Source organism: Pseudomonas sp. A-R-19 (genome assembly GCF_019956575.1).
In the GTDB taxonomy this organism is placed as follows: Bacteria; Pseudomonadota; Gammaproteobacteria; order Pseudomonadales; family Pseudomonadaceae; genus Aquipseudomonas.
Genome location: NZ_JAHBDR010000033.1, coordinates 56,149 through 75,803, shown reverse-complemented (window position 1 = coordinate 75,803; position 19,655 = coordinate 56,149). Strand labels below are relative to the sequence as shown.

The window sequence follows — 19,655 nt, the reverse complement described above, 5'->3', positions numbered from 1 at the left end:
GCAGCCTTAGAGCATTGAACGTGCTTTTTCAGATCAGCGAAACTGTCAAAGTTGACAGGTGAGCGCCCTCCCTTCTTAAAACTGTCTTTTAGCGTAATGAGTTCAACCGCGACCCTTACCCCGCAACATACTGTCCAGCACCTCATCGCGGCGCACCCAGCCGTGAAACAACGCTGCCGCCAAATGCAGCAACACGGTCAGAAACAACAGATACGCCAGATACCCGTGGGCTTTGCGCAAAAACGCAAACACCTGCGCGTTCGCCGGCACAATCGACGGCAACTGCAGCGAATTGCTGAGCATCACCGGTTCGCCCGATGCCGAAATCATCGCCCAGCCCAAAAGCGGCAAGACCAGCATCAATGCATACAACAAGACATGCGAAGCCTTGGCCGCGAGTACTTGCACAGCCAGCAAGTCCGCCGGCAGCGGTGGCTGCGTGGTGGAAAAGCGCACCACCAGACGCACGATCACTAACAACAAAATCGCGACGCCCAAGGGTTTGTGCAGATGAATCAGCCATTCATGACGCTCGGACACCGAGGCAACCATGCCAGCGCCGATAAACAGCATGGCGATGATCATCAGCGCCATCAGCCAGTGCAGCAGCCGCGCCAGCGGCGCGAAGTGGTTCGGTTGGGTGTTCATTGCTGTGCCTCCTGTTTGGCGGCGGGCAACTGGCTGACTTCGCTGGTGCGACGCAGGTAGGAATTGGCGTAACCGGCTGAACGAGCGGCGAGCAGCGGGTCGTCGGAACTTTCGATCCCGGCAGGCAGCACCAGCGGGTCGTAGTTGATGTCACGGCATTCGCCGTTGAGTTGCGGCTGAGTCTTTTCAAGCACCAGCGTGCCAGCGTTCAACACCTTGCGCCCTTCGGGCCAGGCCTTGCTGGCGTCGTTGACCGGATCACCGGGGTTGGCCAGGGTGATGTTCAACTGCCAGCGCAACGGGCCGGCGGCGATTCGCTGAACCAGGTCTTTTTCCAGGAAATCACTGCCCTGCGGTGCCGTGGCCCCCGGCGCGTCCTGGGCCACTGGTTTCATGCTCCAGCGTACCGCTTGCTTTTGACCGGCGGCGTTAACCAGGTAAAACGCATTGACGCTGTTGTAGGTTTCGGTGACGTAGCTGGCCGACGGCTTGGCCGTCTTGACCCAGGCCAGGAAAGGCGCGGATTCGGGATGCGAACCGAAAAACGCCGGCACGGCCTTGGGATCGGGTTTGCCGGTGGCCGGGTCTGGCGACTGGGCTTGTTGAAACTGGTAGAACGCCTCGGGCGTGCCCACCGGGAACACCGGCATGCTGTTCATCCCGGTGCGCCACTGCTGGCCGTTGGCCTGAGTGAAGCGCAAGGCCATGCTACGGATCGGCACAGCATTGTCCGGTGCGTATGGATTACCGGCGGGCAGAGCAAAACGTCCGACCACCGGCGTCCGCGCGTCGTTGAACACCTGAGCGGTGGAATAGCTGCGTGCCTCACCGCTGCTCTCGAAATACCCGATCACGCACACACCTTTGGAGTGATTGCGACGGAACCCCGGATGCACGCCATTGTTGGTTTCCAGCACGTTGATTAGTTTCTTCGGGGTCAGGCGCTGTGGGTCGAGAGTGCCGTTGACGTAGGCAAACGCCCCAGCCACTGCGGCAACGACTACGGCAATGCCAGCCAGACGCAACATCAGGCTGGCGGCGCTCAGGGGCGGCCGGATTGGCGGTGATGATCGATCTACCATGAAAGACTCCAGGGCCATCGGCCACAAGTGAGAAGAATCAAGCAGACGAACCGCACGCAGGTTTATTCCCACACGCGGTTTTTATTTTTTCTGACGTGGAATAACCTCGAGTACCGGGCGTCTTCCTAGTCCAAAGCGTAGTGACTAGTCAGAGTTTGATGAACGATATCGACGAACAACTCAGAGAAATCATTCCCCGATTGCGGCGCTTCGCCGTGTCGTTGACGCGCAACACCAGCAGCGCTGACGACCTGGTGCAAGCCTGCCTGGAGCGCGCGCTGTCGAGTTGGGGTAGCAAACGCGCCGAGGGCGACTTGCGCGCCTGGCTGTTCTCGATTCTCTATCGACAGTTTCTCGATGCGCACCGCCGCTCCCGGCGCTATGCGCGCATGCTCGACTTTTTCACCGGCCGTGACGATGCCCAGCCCTCGGTGGAGCGCACAGTCATAGCCCAATCGACCCTCAACGCCTTCGACCGACTGCCCACCGAACAACGCGCGCTGCTGCTCTGGGTGTCCGTGGAAGGCTTGAGCTACAAAGAGGTCGCCGAGATTCTCGACGTACCCACCGGCACCGTGATGTCCCGCCTGTCCCGGGCTCGCCAGGCCCTGCGCCAACTCAGCGATGGCGAAATCAACCGCCCATCCCTGCGGAGACTCAAATGATCAGCATGCCCCCCAGCGAGCGTGACCTGCACGCCTACGTCGACCACCAACTGAGCGACGCCGACCGACGCCTGGTCGAGACTTTTCTGGCCAGCAATCCCGAAATCTCCGCACAAGTGCACGCTTGGCAACTGGACGCCCAGCAACTGCGCGCCGCCCTTGGTGGCGCCTTGCAGCAGCCAACCAACCCGGACCTCGATCCGGCAGTGATACGCCAGCGCCTCAAACGCCAGGCCCGTCGGCACCTGGCCAGTGCCGCGGTGTTGTTGATCGCGGTCGGCATCGGCGGCGTTAGCGGTTGGCAAGCACGGCAAATGACCCTGCTCAGCGCATCGGCACCGATGGCCGACGCACTGCAAGCCTATCGCCTGATTGCCCAGCAAGGCCTCCTGCCGGCCGATTACAAAGTCGGCGAGGACGGTGATATGCAGGGTTGGCTCGACCGTTATTTCACACAGGCCAATCGCCTGCCCGACCTTTCGGATGCCGGATTCAAGCCGGTTAGCGGGCGCCTGCTGAGCACCGAGCAAGGACCGGCGGCGATGGTGGTCTACGAGAACCAGGGCGGGCAGAAGATCAGTTTCTATGTGCGACCGCCCGGACCGAAAAACTTTCTCCTGCCCAGGGGCAGCCGCAGTGATGGCGGGTTGCAGGCCGAGTACTGGTCGGGAAGCGGCTACAACTATGCGATGGTCAGCCCGACGGACACCCCGGCGGCGCGGATGCTCAGCAAAACAGTACAGTTTTGATGGCGACCCCAATCAAATATGGGAGCGGCGGTGCGGCGATCCGACTTGCTCGCGAAGGCGGTGTGTCAAACAACATCAATGTTGACTGATGCGCCCCCTTCGCGAGCAAGCCCGCTCCCACAGGGTTTGCAGTGCGACTCCGCTGGAAGCCAATTCACTGCTCTGGTTACACTTTGCCGCCGCAGCACGAAGAGCCTGCCCGCACTCCAGAGGTGATATCCCAGTGGCCGTTCGACCGCCCAACCGTTCGCGAACTCAATCGCGCTGGCAAGCGTTGCGTCGTCTGCTCGGCAGGGCACCGGCTGCGGGCAGCTACGCGACACGCCAAGTCATCCACGATTACTTTCGCCACCAGGCCCACTCTCGGGGTTATACCCTGAGTCACAGCCAACAGCGCGTGATCGACTGCATGGCCCTGCATGCCTCGATACTGATGGGTGAATCGTCGAAAACCCTTCCCGGCCTTTACCTGCATGGTGCCGTGGGGCGCGGCAAAAGCTGGTTGCTCGACGGGTTTTTCCGGGCCATTCCCCTCGCGGAAAAACAACGCCTGCACTTCCATGAGTTTTTCGCCCAACTGCATCTGGGCATGTTCAAGCACCGCGAACAGGCCGACGCCCTGGCGATCACCCTCGATGAACTGCTCAGCGATTGCCGGGTGCTGTGTTTCGATGAGTTCCATGTGCACGACATCGGCGATGCGATGCTCATCACCCGGCTGTTCAAGGCGCTGTTCCAGCGCGGCATCCTGGTGCTGCTGACCTCCAATTACCCGCCCGAAGGCCTGCTGCCCAATCCGCTGTACCACGCCCGCTTCAAACCGGTGATCGACTTGATCAATACGCGCATGCAGGTGATGGAAGTCGGCGGGCCGCACGACTATCGAAGCCAGATCCGCAGCCACGCGCAACAGGTGTTCACCCAGGGCCATTACGTGTGGCCGGCCAGTGTGGCGCAGCGTCAGGCTTTGCACCTGCCGGATCGCGACGCCCCGGCCGTGTCGTTGCCCGTCGGCACCCGGCATTTCCAGGCGCGCTTGTGCGAGGAGCGGCGCATTGGTTTTACCTTCGCCGACCTGTGCGAGCAACCCACGGCCGTGATGGACTATCTGGAACTGTGCCGCCGCTTCGACCGCTGGATCATCGATGACCTGCCGCGGCTTGGCGAGTGCTCGATTGCCGCCCAACAGCGCTTCATCAACCTCATCGACGTGCTGTACGACCAGGACAAACACCTGACGCTGCTTGGGCAGCACTCATTGCGCGAAAGCCTGGGTGGTGATGCCATTGATCTGGCGCGCACCCGCAGTCGATTGGGGCAATTGGTCGAAGTCAGCGAACTGGCATGAGCGGTTTTTTTTGTTGTATTGAAGGGCCTCTTCGCGAGCAAGCCCGCTCCCACATTGATTACCGATCCTTTGTGGGAGCGGGCTTGCTCGCGAAGGCGGCCTGACAGTCGCCACATCTTTCCCGCTATCATGTCGCGCATTTGCGGGGCCTCGCGCCTACTCCTTGATCAATAGCGAATCTGTTCATGCATACCCTTGCTCAATTGCGTGCCGGCGAGTTGTCGGGCATCACACGGCTGGATCTGGTCGATGGCCTCACCGAATTCCCTCGGGAAATTTTCGATCTGGCGGACTCGCTGGAAGTGCTCAACCTCACTGGCAATGCCTTGAGCGCCCTGCCCGAGGACTTGCATCGCCTGACGCGTTTGCGCGTGCTGTTCTGTTCCGATAACCGCTTCACCGAGTTGCCGGCCTGCCTGGGCCAATGCGCCGCACTGACGATGATCGGCTTCAAGGCCAACCGTATCGTTCACGTGCCCGCAGCGGCCCTCCCGCCTCTTTTGCGCTGGCTGATCCTGACCGACAACAGCATCGAGACCTTGCCGGAGGAACTGGGAGAGCGCCCGTTCCTGCAAAAGCTCATGCTCGCCGGCAACCGTCTGCACGCGCTGCCGGAGTCGTTGCGTCAGTGCCATCGACTGGAGCTGATCCGCATTGCCGCCAACCAGTTGACCGAGTTGCCACAATGGCTGCTGGAACTGCCGAGCCTGACCTGGCTGGCGTACGCCGGTAACCCACTGGAAACCGAAGCCGATGCCGCGGCCCTCGACGCCACACCGCGCATTGACTGGTCGGCATTACGCCTGGAGAAAAAACTCGGCGAAGGGGCCTCCGGAGTGATTCATCAAGCCCGCTGGCAACCGGTTGATCAGCCACCCATGGCTGTTGCGGTGAAGCTCTACAAGGGCGAAATGACCAGCGACGGTTCGCCATTGCACGAGATGAACGCCTGCATCACAGCCGGGCTGCACCCGAACCTGATTCGCGTCGAAGGGCGGATTGTCGATCACCCGCAGCAAACCGCCGGACTGGTGATGCAACTGATCGCACCGAGCTACCGCAACCTTGCCGCGCTGCCCAGCCTGGCGTCGTGCAGCCGCGACATTTACCCCGACGACTTGCGCTTCAATGCAGCGGTGGCGCTACGCATTGCCGCGGGCATCGCCTCGGTGGCCGAGCACCTGCACGGCCATGGCATCACCCACGGCGACCTCTATGGACACAATATTCTGTGGAATGAACAGGGTGATTGCTTGCTGGGGGATTTTGGCGCGGCGTCATTCCACGCCTTGTCCGACAGCCCGGAAAGCCGTGCCTTGCAGCGGATCGAGGTACGGGCGTTCGGGGTATTGCTGGGGGAATTGCTGGCGCGGGTTGATTCGGGGTTGAGCGATGAGCAGCGTGGGGTGCTGGAACAGCTGGAGCAGCGTTGCTGTCAGCCGCAGGTGCTGGCGCGGCCTGGGTTTGAGGAAGTTGTTCAGGAATTAGCTGAGTTCAAACTGTAAATACAAAACAATGTGGCGAGGGGGCTTGCCCCCGTTGGACGGCGAAGCCGTCCCAAAAGCGACGGCTGCTGCGCAACCGAACGGGGGCAAGCCCCCTCGCCACAAGTCAGATCCAGGCCAGTCCGATCAACCCGCCAAGCCGACAAACATATCCTGCACGTCGTCGTGGTTATCGAGGCCTTCGAGGAACGCTTCGACTTCCGCCATCTGCTCATCGCTCAGGCCGCTGACCGGGTTCTTCGGCTGGTAACCCAGTTTGGCCGACAGCACGGTGAAGCCTTGTTCCGGCAGGGCTTTCTGGACCGCGTCGAGGTCGGTCGGCTCGGTCAGGAACAGGGTTGCACCCTCTTCAGCCGGTTCGAAATCCTGTGCACCGGCTTCGATGGCGGCCATTTCCGGATCGGCGTCCGGGGTGTCCGGCGACGCTTCGATCATGCCGACATGGTTGAAGTCCCAGGCCACGGAGCCGGACGCGCCCAGTTGGCCCTTGCGGAACGCTACGCGGATCTCGGCGACGGTGCGGTTGATGTTGTCGGTCACGCACTCAACGATCAGCGGCACCTGATGCGGGGCGAACCCTTCATAGGTCACGCGATGGTATTGCACGGTTTCGCCCAGCAGGCCCGCGCCCTTCTTGATGGCGCGATCCAGTGTTTCCTTGGGCATCGAAGCTTTCTTGGCCTGTTCAACCACCAGGCGCAAGTGTGCGTTGGTAGCAATATCAGCGCCGTTGCGCGCAGCAATGGTGATTTCCTTCACCAGTTTGCCGAAGATCTTGCCCTTGGCATTGGCTGCCGCTTCTTTGTGTTTAACCTTCCACTGTGCGCCCATTTCTCACTCTCTTATCTGTGGCATCTGTGGCGCCGAGACATCTATTGGCCGACGCTTTGCGCAAGTTTATACGGCCTAAAGTTGGCAATCGACCAAAAAATCCCGACTTGCATCGACATCTTCACCAGCGGTTGTAGGGCGATTCGGAAATGTCGCTTTGGCGTGCCCGCAATGCGCTGGGGTTTCGTACGCTCTGCACCCTACTCCACGGCGGTAGCGCGTTCGATGCACAACGACAAGGAAAGTCCCACCACCCTCACGCTTCTCGACAACGACCTGAGTTTCCAGGTGGTACGGTTCAGTGGTCATGAAGCTCTCAACCAGCCCTATCGATTCGACATCGAGGTCATCGGGCTGGCACCGGCCCTGAACCTTGAGCGATTGCTGCACCAACCGGCAGTCCTCGAGTTCGGCCACGACCAAGGCATTCATGGCGTGCTGCACAGTGCCAGCTGTGAACATCGAAGCGGACACCGGGTCGCCTACAAACTGGCGCTGGTGCCCCGTGTCCAGGCGCTGGATCAGCAACGATGTCGACGTGTTTTCCAGCGCACCAGCGTGCCCATGATCCTGCGCCAATTGCTTGAGGAGCATGGATTGCCCGCCAGCAGTTATCGCTTTGAACTGACAACCGGGCACTATCCACTGCGACCTTTTTGCATCCAGTACGATGAAACCGACCTGGCGTTGCTGCAACGACTGTGCGAGGAAGAAGGCATCCACTATCACTTCGAGCATCAACACGACGGCCATGTGCTGGTGCTGGCCGATGACAGCCTGAGTTTTCCCCAGGAACCGTTGCTCATGTCGATGAGCAACAATGCCCTCGGCGAGCACCAGGAACCGGTGATCAGCGAATTGTTCCAGCGCCATGATGCCCCGCTCTCCCCTGTGCGCCCTGGCGCCAGGAATCCGGGTGCAGCAGACATCAGCGAAGGCGCAGCCAATCACTCGTTCGCCACAGCACGGCATTGTCCCGCCCGCGAACAACAACATCGCGACCAGCTCAGCCGTCGACAACTGGAACGCCTGCGCTGCCGACACCTGCAGATCCACGGTCAAAGTAACCAGAGGGCATTTCGCAGTGGTCGGATCCTGCAAGTGGCCGAGCACCCGCTGGCGAATTTCAATGATCAATGGCTGGTGACAGAAATAAGCCATCAGGGGCGCCACTCATCGATTCTGCTCGACGACTCGTCGGGCATGGCCGCGGGCTACCGCAATCAATTCAGCGCCATCCCCTGGTCGACGGTGTACAGGCCCCCACTCAAACAACCCCGGCCGAGCATTCCCGGGTATCAGCCCGGCCAGGTGTGCGGCCCGCTCGGGCAACCGGCGCCAGTGGATGAGGATGGCCGGGTTCAGGTGCGCCTCTGGCCCGCCACGCCATCAGCCACGGAGGCGTCCACCGGCCTGTGGCTGCCGCTGGCGCTGACCTGCGCCGAGGACTGGATCGATCCGTCCCGCTTGCCCGTGGCCGGCAGTGAGGTACTGGTGATTTTCCTCGACAGTGACCCGGATCGCCCGGTGCTCTGTACGGCTCTGGGCCCTAGGCCGAAACCTCATCGTCCTCGCCCGCGCGAGCCCCGTGGCGATACCCGCCTGCTGTTCGACTGGCTGCTCACCCGCTCGGACCTTGCGCCCTGAAACTCAGCCCTTGTCAGCCTTGCCGGCGGCGGCAGCGAACTTCGCCAGGCGCACGTCCAGATGCCGTGGCCGACGCCCGTGATCCTCCGCGCGTTCCTTGCGGCGGATGGCGTTGCGCACCATCAACGAGCCGAGGTAGCGAATCGGCTCCGGCGGGAAAAAACCCAGCGGGCCGTTGACCAGCGGCGAGCGGGTCCAGGGGTTGTCCAGGCCCTGGACCATCGACGCCAGAATCTGTCCGCCCATATGGCAGGGACCGACACCGCTGCCGGAGTAGCCGAAACCGTAGAACACATTGCCACTGGCGCTCATCTGCCCGAAAAACGGCAGCCCGGTCACCGAGCGGTCCGACGGACCATTCCAGGTCGCTTCAACCTTGACGTCGGCAAACGCCGGGAAGAAATCCGCCAGGCTGTTCTGCAACAAACCCGCATAAGGCGAAGGCTGATCGAACACCGGCAGCATGCGTCCACCGTAAGCGAAGGTATTGCCGCCCTTGCCCAGCATGATCCGGCCGTCCGGGGTGTTGTGGTAGTAGTGCACGAAAATCCGCGAATCGAGCACCGTGACGCCGCTGGTCAAGCCGATTTCATTGAGCAGGTCCGGGCGGGGTTCAGTGATCAGCATGTCGCTGGAAACGATCGCCACGCTGCGCTCGAACTGCGGGAACGCCCGGGCCATCCAGGCATTCATCGCCAGCACCACGCGGTCGGCGCGGACGGTGCCGTTGGGGGTTTGAATGCCCACCGGCTTGCCCTCTTCCAGCCCGGTCATCGCGGTGTTTTCGTGAATCCTCACGCCCAGTTGCAGGGCGACCCGGCGCAGACCGCGCACCAGCTTGCCTGGCTGCACACTCGCCGCGGCCGGGGAAAACCAGCCTTCCAGGTGTTTGCCGGACCCGGCCATGCGCTGCACATCGGCCACCGGTCGCTGGGTGAATGAGTTGATGCCGTTGCGCTCCAGTGCGGCGATGACCGCATCGGTCGAGCCGTATTGCGCACGGTTGGTGGCGGTGTAGAGCGTGCCGTCGAGGCGGTAATCGGCGTCCACCGCGTATTTTTCGCAGAACGCGCCGATGGCATGAATGCTGCGCTCGGACTCCTTGACCAGGCGCACGGCCTCTTCGACGCCGAACAAGCGCTCAAGAGTGAAATACTTGGCCGACCACGACAACGCACAACCGCCGTTGCGCCCACTGGCCCCGGCGCCACAGATATCCGCTTCGATCAGCAACACGTCCAGCTCGGGGTTCTGTTCCTTGAGCATGATCGCGGTCCACAACCCGGTGTAGCCGCCGCCGACGATACACACGTCGGCGCGGCTGTCGCCTTCCAGTGGCGGACAGGTTTCGGATGCATCAGCCTTCAAGGCCTGGTCCAGCCAAAAGGGTCTCATGGGGAAATCTCCAGTCAATGGCCCACCCGCCAGCCTGCCGCAGACGCAGCAGGCGACGTGGGGCAGGATTCAGGTGCGCAGGGGTTTGATGTTCATCGCCCGATTGGGCACGAAGGGGTAGTTGGTTTTCAGGCCGCCAGGGCGGCTGTTCCAGTGCGGGATCAGCACCAGCGCCGAGAACATCGCGCAGCCGGCGAAGACAATGAACACGGTAACGGTGTCGAAGTAACCCGGTAGCAGGCCACCGAGAATCGCCCCGACCGAGCCGCAGCCGTTGACGAAACCGGCTGCCGTGGCGCCGGCCTTGGCGGTGCCGAAGTCGATGGCGGCCGAGCCGCTGATCATCGAGTCAGGTCCATAGAGGGTCAGGCCCATGACGAACAGCAGCGCCACCACCAGCAGTACGCTGCCGGTATGCAGGGCGCCCATGAAAAACGCCAGGGACACCGTTAGCGCCAACAGGCTGATCACGCAGGCCGGCATGCGCCGGGCGCCGAACAGTTTGTCCGAGGCCAGGCCAATCAGGATCGGCCCAAGCAATCCCGCCAGTTCAAACGCGGTCGGAATGATCGCCGCACCCACCTTGCCCACCGAAGGCATCTGTTCGAAGACGATCACCGGTCCCCACAGCAGAATCGCGTAGCGCGCCGGCTTGAGCATGAAGTACGCCAATCCCAACACCAGCACGGTGCGGTTGCGCAGGATTTCCTTTAGCGGCTCCCACATGCTGATTTTGCTTTGCGCGTCAGCTTGTTCGGCGGTCAGCTCAGGTTCCGGTTCCACCGCCGGCAAGCCCACGTCTTCCGGTTTGTTGCGTTGGAAAATAAAAAACAGCACGGCGACCAGCCCAACCACCGCCGCACTGGAAACAAACGCCGCATGCCAGCTACCGATGAGCGTGTACGCCCACCAACCGGCAAACGGCGAGGCTACCAGACCACCAAAGGCATAGCAGGAACTCCACAGGCCCAATACCCGCCCGCGTTGCTCGGAGGGAAAGAAGCTGCCGAGGTTCTTGCACAATCCCGACCAACCGGTGGATTGCGCCAGGCCTTGTATCAGCATGCAGGTAGCGAAAATCGGTAACGTTGCAAAGTTGCCCATCACCAGCGCTGCTGCGGCGGAAATCAGCAACCCGCCGAGCACCACCACCCGCGGCCCGAAGCGGTCGGCGAGGATGCCCCAGGTGAATTGGCCAACGGCGTAAGCCGTCAGGTAGATGGCGTCGAGGTTGGCCATGGCCATTTTGTCGAGCATGAAGGTCGGATCTTCGCCAATACCGAGTTTGGCGACCGAGAACGCTTTGCGGGTGAAGTAGAAAGCGGCGTAGGCGAGCCAGGTGATCGCGAAGATCTGCACGCGCCAACGCTTGATGGTGCCGATGTGCTTGTTCATTGTAGTTCTGACCTCAGGGTGTGAGTGTGCCGGCAGAATTGGAAGAAAACGCCTGTGTTTTTATTGTTGAGCACTGCGAAATCACCTTGTCCCTTTGGGTGATTCCGGTCAGATGAGTCCTGTAGTTGCACGCACAGGCTCATGGCACCCGCTGCTGTTCGACTGACCAGTCACCGGGGCTGAGGTGGATAAAACCAATTACTGATTAATAAGTGAAATCGATTTATCGTATTTCCAAAATAAGCTCAGCTTGTTACTGGAGATTCCCATGTCGGTTTCCCACGCCCAGCTCAAAGCCTTCCATGCCGTGGCGGTCCATGGAAGCTTTACCAAAGCCGCCGAGCGACTTTTTCTGACGCAGCCGGCGATTTCCGACCAAGTGCGCAAACTCGAAGAGCGTTATGGCGTTTTGCTGTTTCACCGCAACAAGCGCTCGGTGCGCCTGACCGATCTGGGTGAACGCCTGCTAAGCGTGACCCAGCGGCTTTTTGTGATTGAGGCCGAAGCCCAGGAACTGTTGCAGGATTCCCAGGCCTTGCAGACCGGCAGTCTGATTCTGGCGGTCGACGCGCCAGTGCATGTACTGCCGCAGATTGCCCGCTTCTGCGAACGCTACCCCGGCATCAGCGTGAAGATCGAAACCGGCAACACCGATGAATCACTGTTTCGACTGTTCAACTATCAGGCGGACCTGGCGTTACTGGGCCGCGACGTCAGCGATGAACGCCTGATCTCCCTGCCCCTGCGTAACGACCCGATGGTCGCATTCGTGTCGCGCAATCACCCGTGGGCCGACCGCGAATCCATCACCCTCGCGGACCTCGACGACACACCACTGGTGCTACGGGAAATCGGTTCGGTGACCCGGCAGACCCTGGAAGAGGAAATGGCCGGGGCCGGGTTCCGCATTCGCCCGGCCATTCAGGTTGAAGGCCGGGAGGCCGCGCGGGAAGCGGTGGTGGTTGGGATTGGGGTGGGCGTGGTTTCGGCTGCCGAGTTTGGCGCGGACTCCCGGGTTTGCGCGCTGCCGATTATCGATTGCAAACGACGGCTGACTGAAACCCTGGTGTGCCTGCGCGAGCAGAGTTCGCGGCGGGTGGTGGCGACGTTTCTGCAGATGGTTCGCGAGAGTCTGGTGTAGGCAGGTCCGGCCCCTTCGCGAGCAAGCCCGCTCCCACAGGTTCAGCGTGATCCCTGTGGGAGCGGGCTTGCTCGCGAAGGCCGCGTCTCGGTCTACCTGACGGGCGCCAGCCCGAAAAACGCCTGGATCAAGCGCAAATCCCGTCGCCGCTCCATGCACCCGATCATGTGCCGGTTAAGCAACCCCTCGCCAATGATCGGCACCGCCGCCACTCGCGGGTCGTGGCTGACCTCCACCGAAGACACCACCCCAACCCCCAGTTCGGCGGCCACCGCCTCGGTCACCGCTTCGCGGCTGTCCAGTTCCAGCAACACCAGAGGATTGACCCTGGCCTGGGCGCAAGCCTCATCGAAGGTGCGCCGGGTAATCGAACTCGGTTCGCGCAGCACCATGATCACCTGATTCAGCTCCTTGAGCTGCACGCCTTTGGTCTTCTGCGCCCAAGGATGGCCCTCGGGCACCAGTGCGCAAATCCGTGACTCGTTCAGCGCCTGCAGGTGCAAGCCCTTGCGCGGCTCGACCTCGGTCAGCACCGCCACATCGGCATGTTCGGACAGCAGCGCCGCCAGAGTTTCCTGGGCGTTACCCAGGCGCAGGTTCACCGTGATCCCCGGATAGCGCGCGCGCAGGCTGGCGAGCATCGGCATGACCATGTGCGGACCATCCGCCGCCACCTCCAGACGCCCCGTCAGCAATTGCCGGTTGGCTTCGAGCATCACCTGCGCCTCTTCGGCCAGGCCGAACATCGCCCGGGTGATGGCCGCCAGCTTGGTGCCCTCCTCCGTCAGCTCCACTCGTCGGGCGGTGCGGCGCAGCAAGGTGATCTGGTAGTGCTCCTCCAGGGCCTTGATGTGCCCGGTAACCGCCGGTTGGCTGATGAACAGCCGCGCCGCCGCCCGGGTAAAGCTGCCCTCCCGGGCCACGGCATCGAAGGCGCGCAGCTGAAACAGGTTCATGAATAACCCTCACTGATGGCTGGCATAACAATAAACAATTTGATTGATAACACGGCAAATTGCAATTTAAGCCCCGTAGCTTCATCCCATCGATTGCGAGGACACGAGAATGAGTACTGCCGAACCCATCCTGCTCACCCCCGGCCCATTGACCACTTCGGCCCGCACCCGTCAGGCGATGATGGTCGACTGGGGTTCATGGGATGACCGTTTCAATCAACTGACCGCCAGCCTCTGCGAGCAACTGCTGGCGATCATCAACGGCGCCGCCACCCACCATTGCGTACCCCTGCAAGGCAGCGGCACCTTCGCGGTCGAGGCAGCGATCGGCACGCTAGTGCCTCGCGATGGCAAGGTTCTGGTACTGATCAACGGTGCCTACGGCAAGCGCCTGGCGAAAATCTGCGAAGTGCTGGGCCGCTCCTTCAGCACCTTGGAAACCGCCGAAGACGAACCGACCACCGCCGCCGACGTCGACCGTCTGCTGCGCGCCGACACCGGCATCACCCACATCGCCCTGATTCACTGCGAAACCAGCACCGGCATCCTCAATCCGCTGCCGGAGATTGCCCAGGTCGTGGCGCAACACGGCAAGCGCCTGATCATCGACGCCATGAGCTCCTTCGGCGCGCTGCCGGTGGACGCGCAACAGGTGCCATTCGACGCCCTGATCGCTGCGTCGGGCAAATGCCTGGAAGGTGTTCCGGGCATGGGTTTTGTCTTCGCCCGCAAGGAATCCCTGGCCAGCGCCGCCGGTAATTCGCACTCGTTGGCGATGGACCTGCAGGACCAGCACGCCTACATGGCCAAGACCGGCCAGTGGCGCTTCACCCCGCCGACCCATGTGGTCGCCGCACTGCACGAAGCCCTGCTGCAATACAACGAAGAAGGTGGCTTGCCGGCGCGGCACGAACGCTACGCCGCCAACTGCCAGGCATTGATGGAAGAGATGGGCAAGCTGGGACTGCGCAGCTTCCTGCCGGCGGCTATCCAGGCGCCGATCATCGCCACCTTCCACGCCCCGAATGATCCGCGCTACCAGTTCAAGGAGTTCTACGAACGGGTCAAGGCCAAGGGCTACATCCTCTACCCCGGCAAACTGACCCAGGTCGAAACCTTCCGCGTCGGCTGCATCGGTCACGTCAACCCGGCGCAAATGCGCGAAGCGGTGGCAGCGATTGCTGAAGTGTTGCGCGAGATGGAAGTGCTCGAGATCTAACCCACACCGCAATTCTCTGTGGGAGCGGGCTTGCTCGCGAAAGCGGCATATCAGTCGACATCATTGCTGAATGTCAGACCGTATTCGCGAGCAAGCCCGCTCCCACAAAAAAGCAACCCATCATTAGCCAGTTGCCACAGGACTTGATCACCATGAACTACTCCAACCCAAGCAAACTGCAAGCCGCCATCCTCGACTGGGCCGGCACCGTGGTCGACTTCGGCTCCTTTGCCCCGACGCAGATTTTCGTCGAGGCGTTCGCCGAGTTCGACGTCCAGGTGTCCATCGAAGAAGCCCGAGGCCCGATGGGCATGGGCAAGTGGGACCACATCCGCACCCTGTGCGATCTGCCGGAAGTTGCCGAGCGTTATCGCAAAGTGTTCGGCCGCACGCCGACCGACGATGACGTGACCGCCATCTATCAGCGCTTCATGCCGCTGCAGATCGAAAAGATCGCCGAGCACTCGGCGCTGATTCCAGGTGCGCTGGAGACCATCGCCAACCTGCGCCAGCAAGGGATCAAGATCGGCTCCTGCTCCGGCTACCCGAAACAGGTCATGGACAAAGTGGTCGAACTGGCCGCGACCAACGGTTACGTGGCCGATCACGTGGTCGCTACCGACGAAGTGCCGAATGGTCGCCCATGGCCTGCCCAGGCACTGGCCAACGTCATCGCCCTGGGCATCGACGATGTCGGCGCGTGCGTGAAGATCGATGACACCGTACCGGGCATCCTCGAAGGTCGCCGCGCCGGCATGTGGACCGTTGCGCTGATCTGCTCCGGTAACGCCCTGGGCCTGGACTACGAAGGTTATCGCGCGCTGGGCAGCGACCAACTGGACAGCGAGCGCAAGCGCATCCACGCGATGTTCGACAGTTCGCGCCCGCACTACATGATCGACACCATCACCGACCTGCCGGAAGTGATCGCCGACATCAACAAGCGCCTGGCCAACGGCGAAATGCCGCAATCGAGCTAAAAAACGCCCCCCTGTAGGAGCGAGCTTGCTCGCGATGAGCTCCAGGACACCGCTGGGTGTCAGGCTGCCGGCGTCATCGTTGACGACCATCGCGAGCAGGCTCGCTCCTACAGGGGATTTTCTGTGTATTACCGAATCAGAGCATCCAGCGACCATTCGCCTCAGGCAAACCCGGTGAAACAGGATTACAGTTAAGGCACACCGTCGGACAAGAACGGTGGCTTTAAACCGGACCTCTGAGGAACACCGTATGCCGTGGAAGAACTCTGCCTCGCGCTACAGCACCGTATCGATAACGCTGCATTGGTTGATGCTGGTCCTGCTGGCACTGGTTTACGCCTGTATCGAGTTTCGCGGGATGTTTCCCAAGGGCAGTGGCGGGCGCACGCTGATCGTCGAATCTCACTTCATGCTCGGCCTGACCGTATTCGTCCTGGTCTGGCTGCGCTTGTTCGCACGCAGTCTCGGCCCGGCGCCACAGGTCTTCCCGGCCTCGCCGCGATGGCAAACGACGCTGGCCAGGTTGATGCACTGGGCGCTGTACATTTTCATGATCGTAACGCCCATTCTCGGGTGGCTGGTCACCAGCGCCAAGGGCAATCAGGTGATGTTCTACGGTTTCGACCTGCCGATGCCAATAGCTGAAAACAAGGAGCTGGGCAAACAACTCCAGGACTGGCACGAGCTCGGCGGCACTATCGGCTATTGGCTGATCGGCCTGCATGCAGTGGCCGCGCTGTATCACCATTACGTGGTGGGCGATAACACCTTGCTGCGGATGATGCCAAAAAGCGTAAACCGCGATACCTGAGGCCACTGAATGCCAATGTGGGGGCGGGCTCGCAGCGCCGCTCAGTTTTTTGAACTGAATCCCCGCCGCCCCTGCAAGCCGCCGGTGTGAACGAAGATCAGCCGCGTGCCACGGGCAAACTTTCCCGCCTCGAGTTGCTGCTTGAGTGCCAGCAGCGCTTTGCCGGTGTACAGCGGCTCCAGGGGAATGCCGCTAGCCTGCTCGGCCCTTTCAATGAAATCGAGCAGATGCGGATCGACTTTGGCAAAACCGCCCCGGCTGGCGTCGAACAGTTCATAAACCGGATCGGCGATAGCGGCCTGCTGCACGATACTCTCGACCTGCTGCGCCACCCCGTGATCGCCTGGCACCGCCAGGGCACCGTACACCGGATGATCCCCGGCCTCCGCAAGCACCAGGCCGGCCAGCGTCGTGCCGGTTCCGCAGGCCAGCCACCAGCCGTCGTAGTCGCTCCAGCCCAAACCCTGCAATTGTGCGCTAACTGCGGCCCGCAACTGCATGCAACCCAGGGCGCCAGGTAAACCTCCTCCCCCTTCAGGCACCGGATGCAACGTCGGGTAGCGTGTTTGCCAGGGTTGCCAGAAACCCGCTTCATGCCTTGCGCGATAACCGGCATAGCCCAGCCAGTGCAACTGCATGCCGAACGCCTGCAAGTCGTTGACCGTCGGGGTTTGCTGAGGATGGCCGCGCAACAGGCCGACAGTGGAAAAACCGAAACGCTTGCCCACCGCTGCCAGCGCGTGAAGGTGATTGGAGTGCGCGCCACCCAGGCTGATGATGCCTTCGGCACCAGCGCGGTCGGCGATCCTCAGGTGTTCGATGAGCTTGAACCATTTGTTGCCGCTGATCAGCGGGTCGATCTGGTCCAGGCGCAGGACCGCCAACTCGATGCCGGCGTGAGCGAGCCAGTCGAGGTGAAGGGGTTCGAGGGGGACTTGAGGAAGCCAGTTGTCAGGAGGAGAAAGCATGATGCCGGATCATTGGAGTGATCCGGCATCTTAGCAGCACCTTTGTGGCGAGGGGGCTTGCCCCCGTTCGGCTGCGAAGCAGTCGTATTAGGGCCGCTTCGCGTCCCAACGGGGGCAAGCCCCCTCGCCACAGGTTTTGTGAACAGCCTGATTACGTGAATTACAACTGCGCCGCCAACCGCGAACCCTGATTGATCGCCCGCTTGGCATCCAGCTCTGCCGCGACATCCGCGCCGCCGATCAGGTGCACGCTCTGCCCCGCCGACACCAGACCGTCATGCAACTCACGCAGCGGATCCTGCCCGGCGCAAATCACGATGTTGTCCACTGGCAGCACCTGCGGTTCGCCGGTTTCGCCAATGCGAATGTGCAGGCCTTCGTCGTCGATCTTCAGGTATTCAACGCTGTTGAGCATCTGTACCTGCTTGTTCTTCAGGCCGATACGATGAATCCAGCCGGTGGTCTTGCCCAGGCCGTCGCCAACCTTGGATTTCTTGCGTTGCAGCAGGAACACCTCGCGAGCCGGCGCATGGGGCGTGGCCTTGATACCCGCGACACCGCCGCGCGCTTCAAGGTGCGTATCGATGCCCCATTCCTTCCAGAACGCGGCACGATCCTGACTGGTGGCGACGCCTTCATGCACAAGGAACTCGGAGACATCGAAACCGATACCACCGGCACCAATCACCGCGACACGCTTGCCGACCGGCTTGCGCTCCAGGATCACATCCAGGTAGCTCAGCACCTTGGCGTTTTCCACACCTGGAATGGCCGGCACGCGCGGCGCAATGCCGGTGGCCAGAATGATCTCGTCGTAGCCGCCCTCGACCAGTTGCGCCACATCGACGCGGGTGTTCAGGCACACCTCGACATGGGTGGTCTGCAGCTTGCGGTTGAAGTAGCGAATGGTCTCGAAGAACTCTTCCTTGCCCGGCACCCGCTTGGCAATGTTGAACTGACCGCCGATTTCACTGGCCGAATCGAACAACGTCACCTGATGGCCACGCTCGGCGGCCACGGTCGCGGCGGACAGACCGGCCGGGCCGGCACCGACCACGGCGATTTTCTTCAACTGCTGCACAGGCAGGTAGTTGAGTTCCGTTTCGTGGCAGGCACGTGGGTTGACCAGGCAACTGGTCAGCTTGCCGCCGAAGGTGTGATCGAGGCAGGCCTGGTTGCAACCGATGCAGGTGTTGATCTCATCGGCGCGGCCTGCAGCGGCCTTGTTGACGAAATCCGGGTCGGCGAGGAACGGCCGCGCCATGGACACCATGTCGGCATCGCCCTCGGCGAGGATCTGCTCGGCCACTTCCGGCGTGTTGATGCGGTTGGTGGTGATCAGCGGAATATTGACCGAACCACGCAGCTTGGCCGTGACCTTGCTGAACGCCGCGCGCGGCACTTTGGTGGCGATCGTCGGAATCCGCGCTTCGTGCCAGCCGATACCGGTGTTGATGATGGTCGCGCCGGCCTGCTCGATGGCCTTGGCCAACTGGACGATTTCTTCCCAGCTGCTGCCGCCTTCGACCAGGTCGAGCATCGACAGACGGAAAATGATGATGAAGTTCGGGCCGACCGCTTCACGCACCCGGCGAACGATTTCCACTGGCAGGCGCATGCGGTTTTCGTAGCTGCCGCCCCAGCGGTCGGTACGGTGGTTGGTGTGGGCGGCGAGGAACTGGTTAATGAAATAACCTTCGGAGCCCATGATTTCCACGCCGTCGTACTCGGCGGTTTGTGCCAGTACCGAGCAGGTGACGAAATCGCTGATCTGCTTTTCGATGCCCTCCTCGTCCAGCTCCTTGGGTTTGAACGGGTTGATCGGCGCCTGGATCGCACTCGGCGCGACCTGTTTCGGGCTGTAGGCATAACGACCGGCGTGGAGGATCTGCATGCAGATCTTGCCGCCTGCATCATGCACGGCACGAGTGACGATGCGGTGTTTCAGCGCTTCCTCTTCAGTCGTCAGCTTGGCCGCGCCGGAATACACGCCGCCTTCATCGTTCGGGCCGATACCGCCGGTGACCATCAGGCCGACACCGCCACGGGCACGTTCGGCAAAGTACGCCGCCATGCGCTCGAAACCACCCGGCTTCTCTTCAAGGCCAGTGTGCATCGAGCCCATCAGGGTGCGATTGCGCAGCGTGGTGAAACCCAGGTCCAGCGGAGCCAGCAGGTGCGGGTATTGAGCGGCGGTCATCGGTAACTCCACATCGATCGATCACGGAAAGTGCAGGAGCTCTACGGCCCCCATCATTCATGTTCGACAGACTAAGAGCCGTGACGCCATGGCTCAATGACCGTAAATGACAACT

17 protein-coding genes are annotated in these 19,655 nt (G+C 61.6%); 9 read left to right on the top strand and 8 right to left on the bottom strand.

Annotated elements, in window-relative coordinates; genetic code table 11:
* Nucleotides 1–102 precede the first annotated feature (102 nt).
* Nucleotides 103–648, bottom strand: coding sequence for a cytochrome b (locus KGA88_RS03875; protein ID WP_223589087.1), 546 nt, complete (start codon nt 646–648; stop codon nt 103–105).
* Nucleotides 645–1,730: a catalase family peroxidase gene (locus tag KGA88_RS03870; protein WP_223589085.1), complete on the bottom strand. Its 1,086-nt coding sequence runs from the start codon at nt 1,728–1,730 to the stop codon at nt 645–647. The genes KGA88_RS03875 and KGA88_RS03870 overlap by 4 nt, the downstream gene beginning before the upstream one ends.
* A 158-nt stretch (nt 1,731–1,888) precedes the next feature.
* On the opposite strand from KGA88_RS03870, the gene KGA88_RS03865 reads away from it, so the two are divergent.
* From KGA88_RS03865 to KGA88_RS03850, 4 genes are all read left to right on the top strand, one after another.
* Nucleotides 1,889–2,395, top strand: coding sequence for a sigma-70 family RNA polymerase sigma factor (locus KGA88_RS03865; protein ID WP_103395435.1), 507 nt, complete (start codon nt 1,889–1,891; stop codon nt 2,393–2,395).
* Nucleotides 2,392–3,144, top strand: coding sequence for an anti-sigma factor family protein (locus KGA88_RS03860; RefSeq protein ID WP_223589083.1), 753 nt, complete (start codon nt 2,392–2,394; stop codon nt 3,142–3,144). The genes KGA88_RS03865 and KGA88_RS03860 overlap by 4 nt, the downstream gene beginning before the upstream one ends.
* Nucleotides 3,145–3,367: 223 nt before the next feature.
* Nucleotides 3,368–4,492, top strand: a complete 1,125-nt coding sequence (gene zapE, locus KGA88_RS03855; protein ID WP_110661902.1) for a cell division protein ZapE — start codon at nt 3,368–3,370, stop codon at nt 4,490–4,492.
* Nucleotides 4,493–4,677: 185 nt separating this feature from the next.
* On the top strand, nt 4,678–5,997 hold the full coding sequence (locus tag KGA88_RS03850; RefSeq protein WP_223589081.1) for a leucine-rich repeat-containing protein kinase family protein: 1,320 nt from the start codon (nt 4,678–4,680) through the stop codon (nt 5,995–5,997).
* 126 nt (nt 5,998–6,123) lie between these two features.
* On the opposite strand, the gene KGA88_RS03845 is transcribed toward KGA88_RS03850, so the two are convergent.
* Nucleotides 6,124–6,828: a YebC/PmpR family DNA-binding transcriptional regulator gene (locus KGA88_RS03845; RefSeq protein WP_223589079.1), complete on the bottom strand. Its 705-nt coding sequence runs from the start codon at nt 6,826–6,828 to the stop codon at nt 6,124–6,126.
* Nucleotides 6,829–7,053: 225 nt separating this feature from the next.
* Here KGA88_RS03845 and KGA88_RS03840 point away from each other — a divergent pair, with 225 nt between their 5' ends.
* Nucleotides 7,054–8,475, top strand: coding sequence for a type VI secretion system Vgr family protein (locus KGA88_RS03840; RefSeq protein ID WP_223589134.1), 1,422 nt, complete (start codon nt 7,054–7,056; stop codon nt 8,473–8,475).
* Between the two features lie 3 nt (nt 8,476–8,478).
* Here KGA88_RS03840 and KGA88_RS03835 read toward each other — a convergent pair whose 3' ends face one another.
* Nucleotides 8,479–9,870 (bottom strand): FAD-dependent oxidoreductase, encoded by a 1,392-nt coding sequence (locus KGA88_RS03835; protein WP_223589077.1) that lies wholly within the window; start codon nt 9,868–9,870, stop codon nt 8,479–8,481.
* Between the two features lie 69 nt (nt 9,871–9,939).
* The gene (locus KGA88_RS03830) at nt 9,940–11,265 is read right to left on the bottom strand and encodes an MFS transporter (RefSeq protein WP_110660818.1); all 1,326 of its coding nucleotides are present in this window, start codon (nt 11,263–11,265) and stop codon (nt 9,940–9,942) included.
* A 268-nt stretch (nt 11,266–11,533) separates the two neighbouring features.
* Between KGA88_RS03830 and KGA88_RS03825 the strand changes: the two genes are divergently transcribed.
* A complete protein-coding gene (locus KGA88_RS03825; protein ID WP_110660817.1) occupies nt 11,534–12,406 on the top strand; it encodes a LysR family transcriptional regulator in 873 nt (290 codons plus the stop codon).
* Nucleotides 12,407–12,498: 92 nt separating this feature from the next.
* Here the strand turns inward: KGA88_RS03825 and KGA88_RS03820 are convergent, their stop codons facing one another.
* Nucleotides 12,499–13,362 carry a LysR substrate-binding domain-containing protein gene (locus tag KGA88_RS03820; RefSeq protein WP_223589075.1) on the bottom strand — a complete coding sequence of 288 codons (864 nt, stop codon included), beginning with the start codon at nt 13,360–13,362 and terminating at the stop codon, nt 12,499–12,501.
* 109 nt (nt 13,363–13,471) lie between these two features.
* On the opposite strand from KGA88_RS03820, the gene KGA88_RS03815 reads away from it, so the two are divergent.
* From KGA88_RS03815 to KGA88_RS03805, 3 genes are all read left to right on the top strand, one after another.
* Nucleotides 13,472–14,581, top strand: a complete 1,110-nt coding sequence (locus KGA88_RS03815) for a 2-aminoethylphosphonate--pyruvate transaminase (protein ID WP_223589072.1) — start codon at nt 13,472–13,474, stop codon at nt 14,579–14,581.
* A gap of 152 nt (nt 14,582–14,733) precedes the next feature.
* Nucleotides 14,734–15,561 (top strand): phosphonoacetaldehyde hydrolase, encoded by an 828-nt coding sequence (phnX, locus tag KGA88_RS03810; RefSeq protein ID WP_223589070.1) that lies wholly within the window; start codon nt 14,734–14,736, stop codon nt 15,559–15,561.
* Nucleotides 15,562–15,811: 250 nt separating this feature from the next.
* Nucleotides 15,812–16,372, top strand: a complete 561-nt coding sequence (locus tag KGA88_RS03805; protein WP_110660813.1) for a cytochrome b — start codon at nt 15,812–15,814, stop codon at nt 16,370–16,372.
* Between the two features lie 41 nt (nt 16,373–16,413).
* Here the strand turns inward: KGA88_RS03805 and KGA88_RS03800 are convergent, their stop codons facing one another.
* Together KGA88_RS03800 and KGA88_RS03795 are read right to left on the bottom strand one after the other, a co-directional pair.
* On the bottom strand, nt 16,414–17,340 hold the full coding sequence (locus KGA88_RS03800) for a 1-aminocyclopropane-1-carboxylate deaminase/D-cysteine desulfhydrase (RefSeq protein WP_223589068.1): 927 nt from the start codon (nt 17,338–17,340) through the stop codon (nt 16,414–16,416).
* Between the two features lie 160 nt (nt 17,341–17,500).
* Nucleotides 17,501–19,540: an FAD-dependent oxidoreductase gene (locus tag KGA88_RS03795; RefSeq protein WP_223589066.1), complete on the bottom strand. Its 2,040-nt coding sequence runs from the start codon at nt 19,538–19,540 to the stop codon at nt 17,501–17,503.
* Nucleotides 19,541–19,655 lie beyond the last annotated feature (115 nt).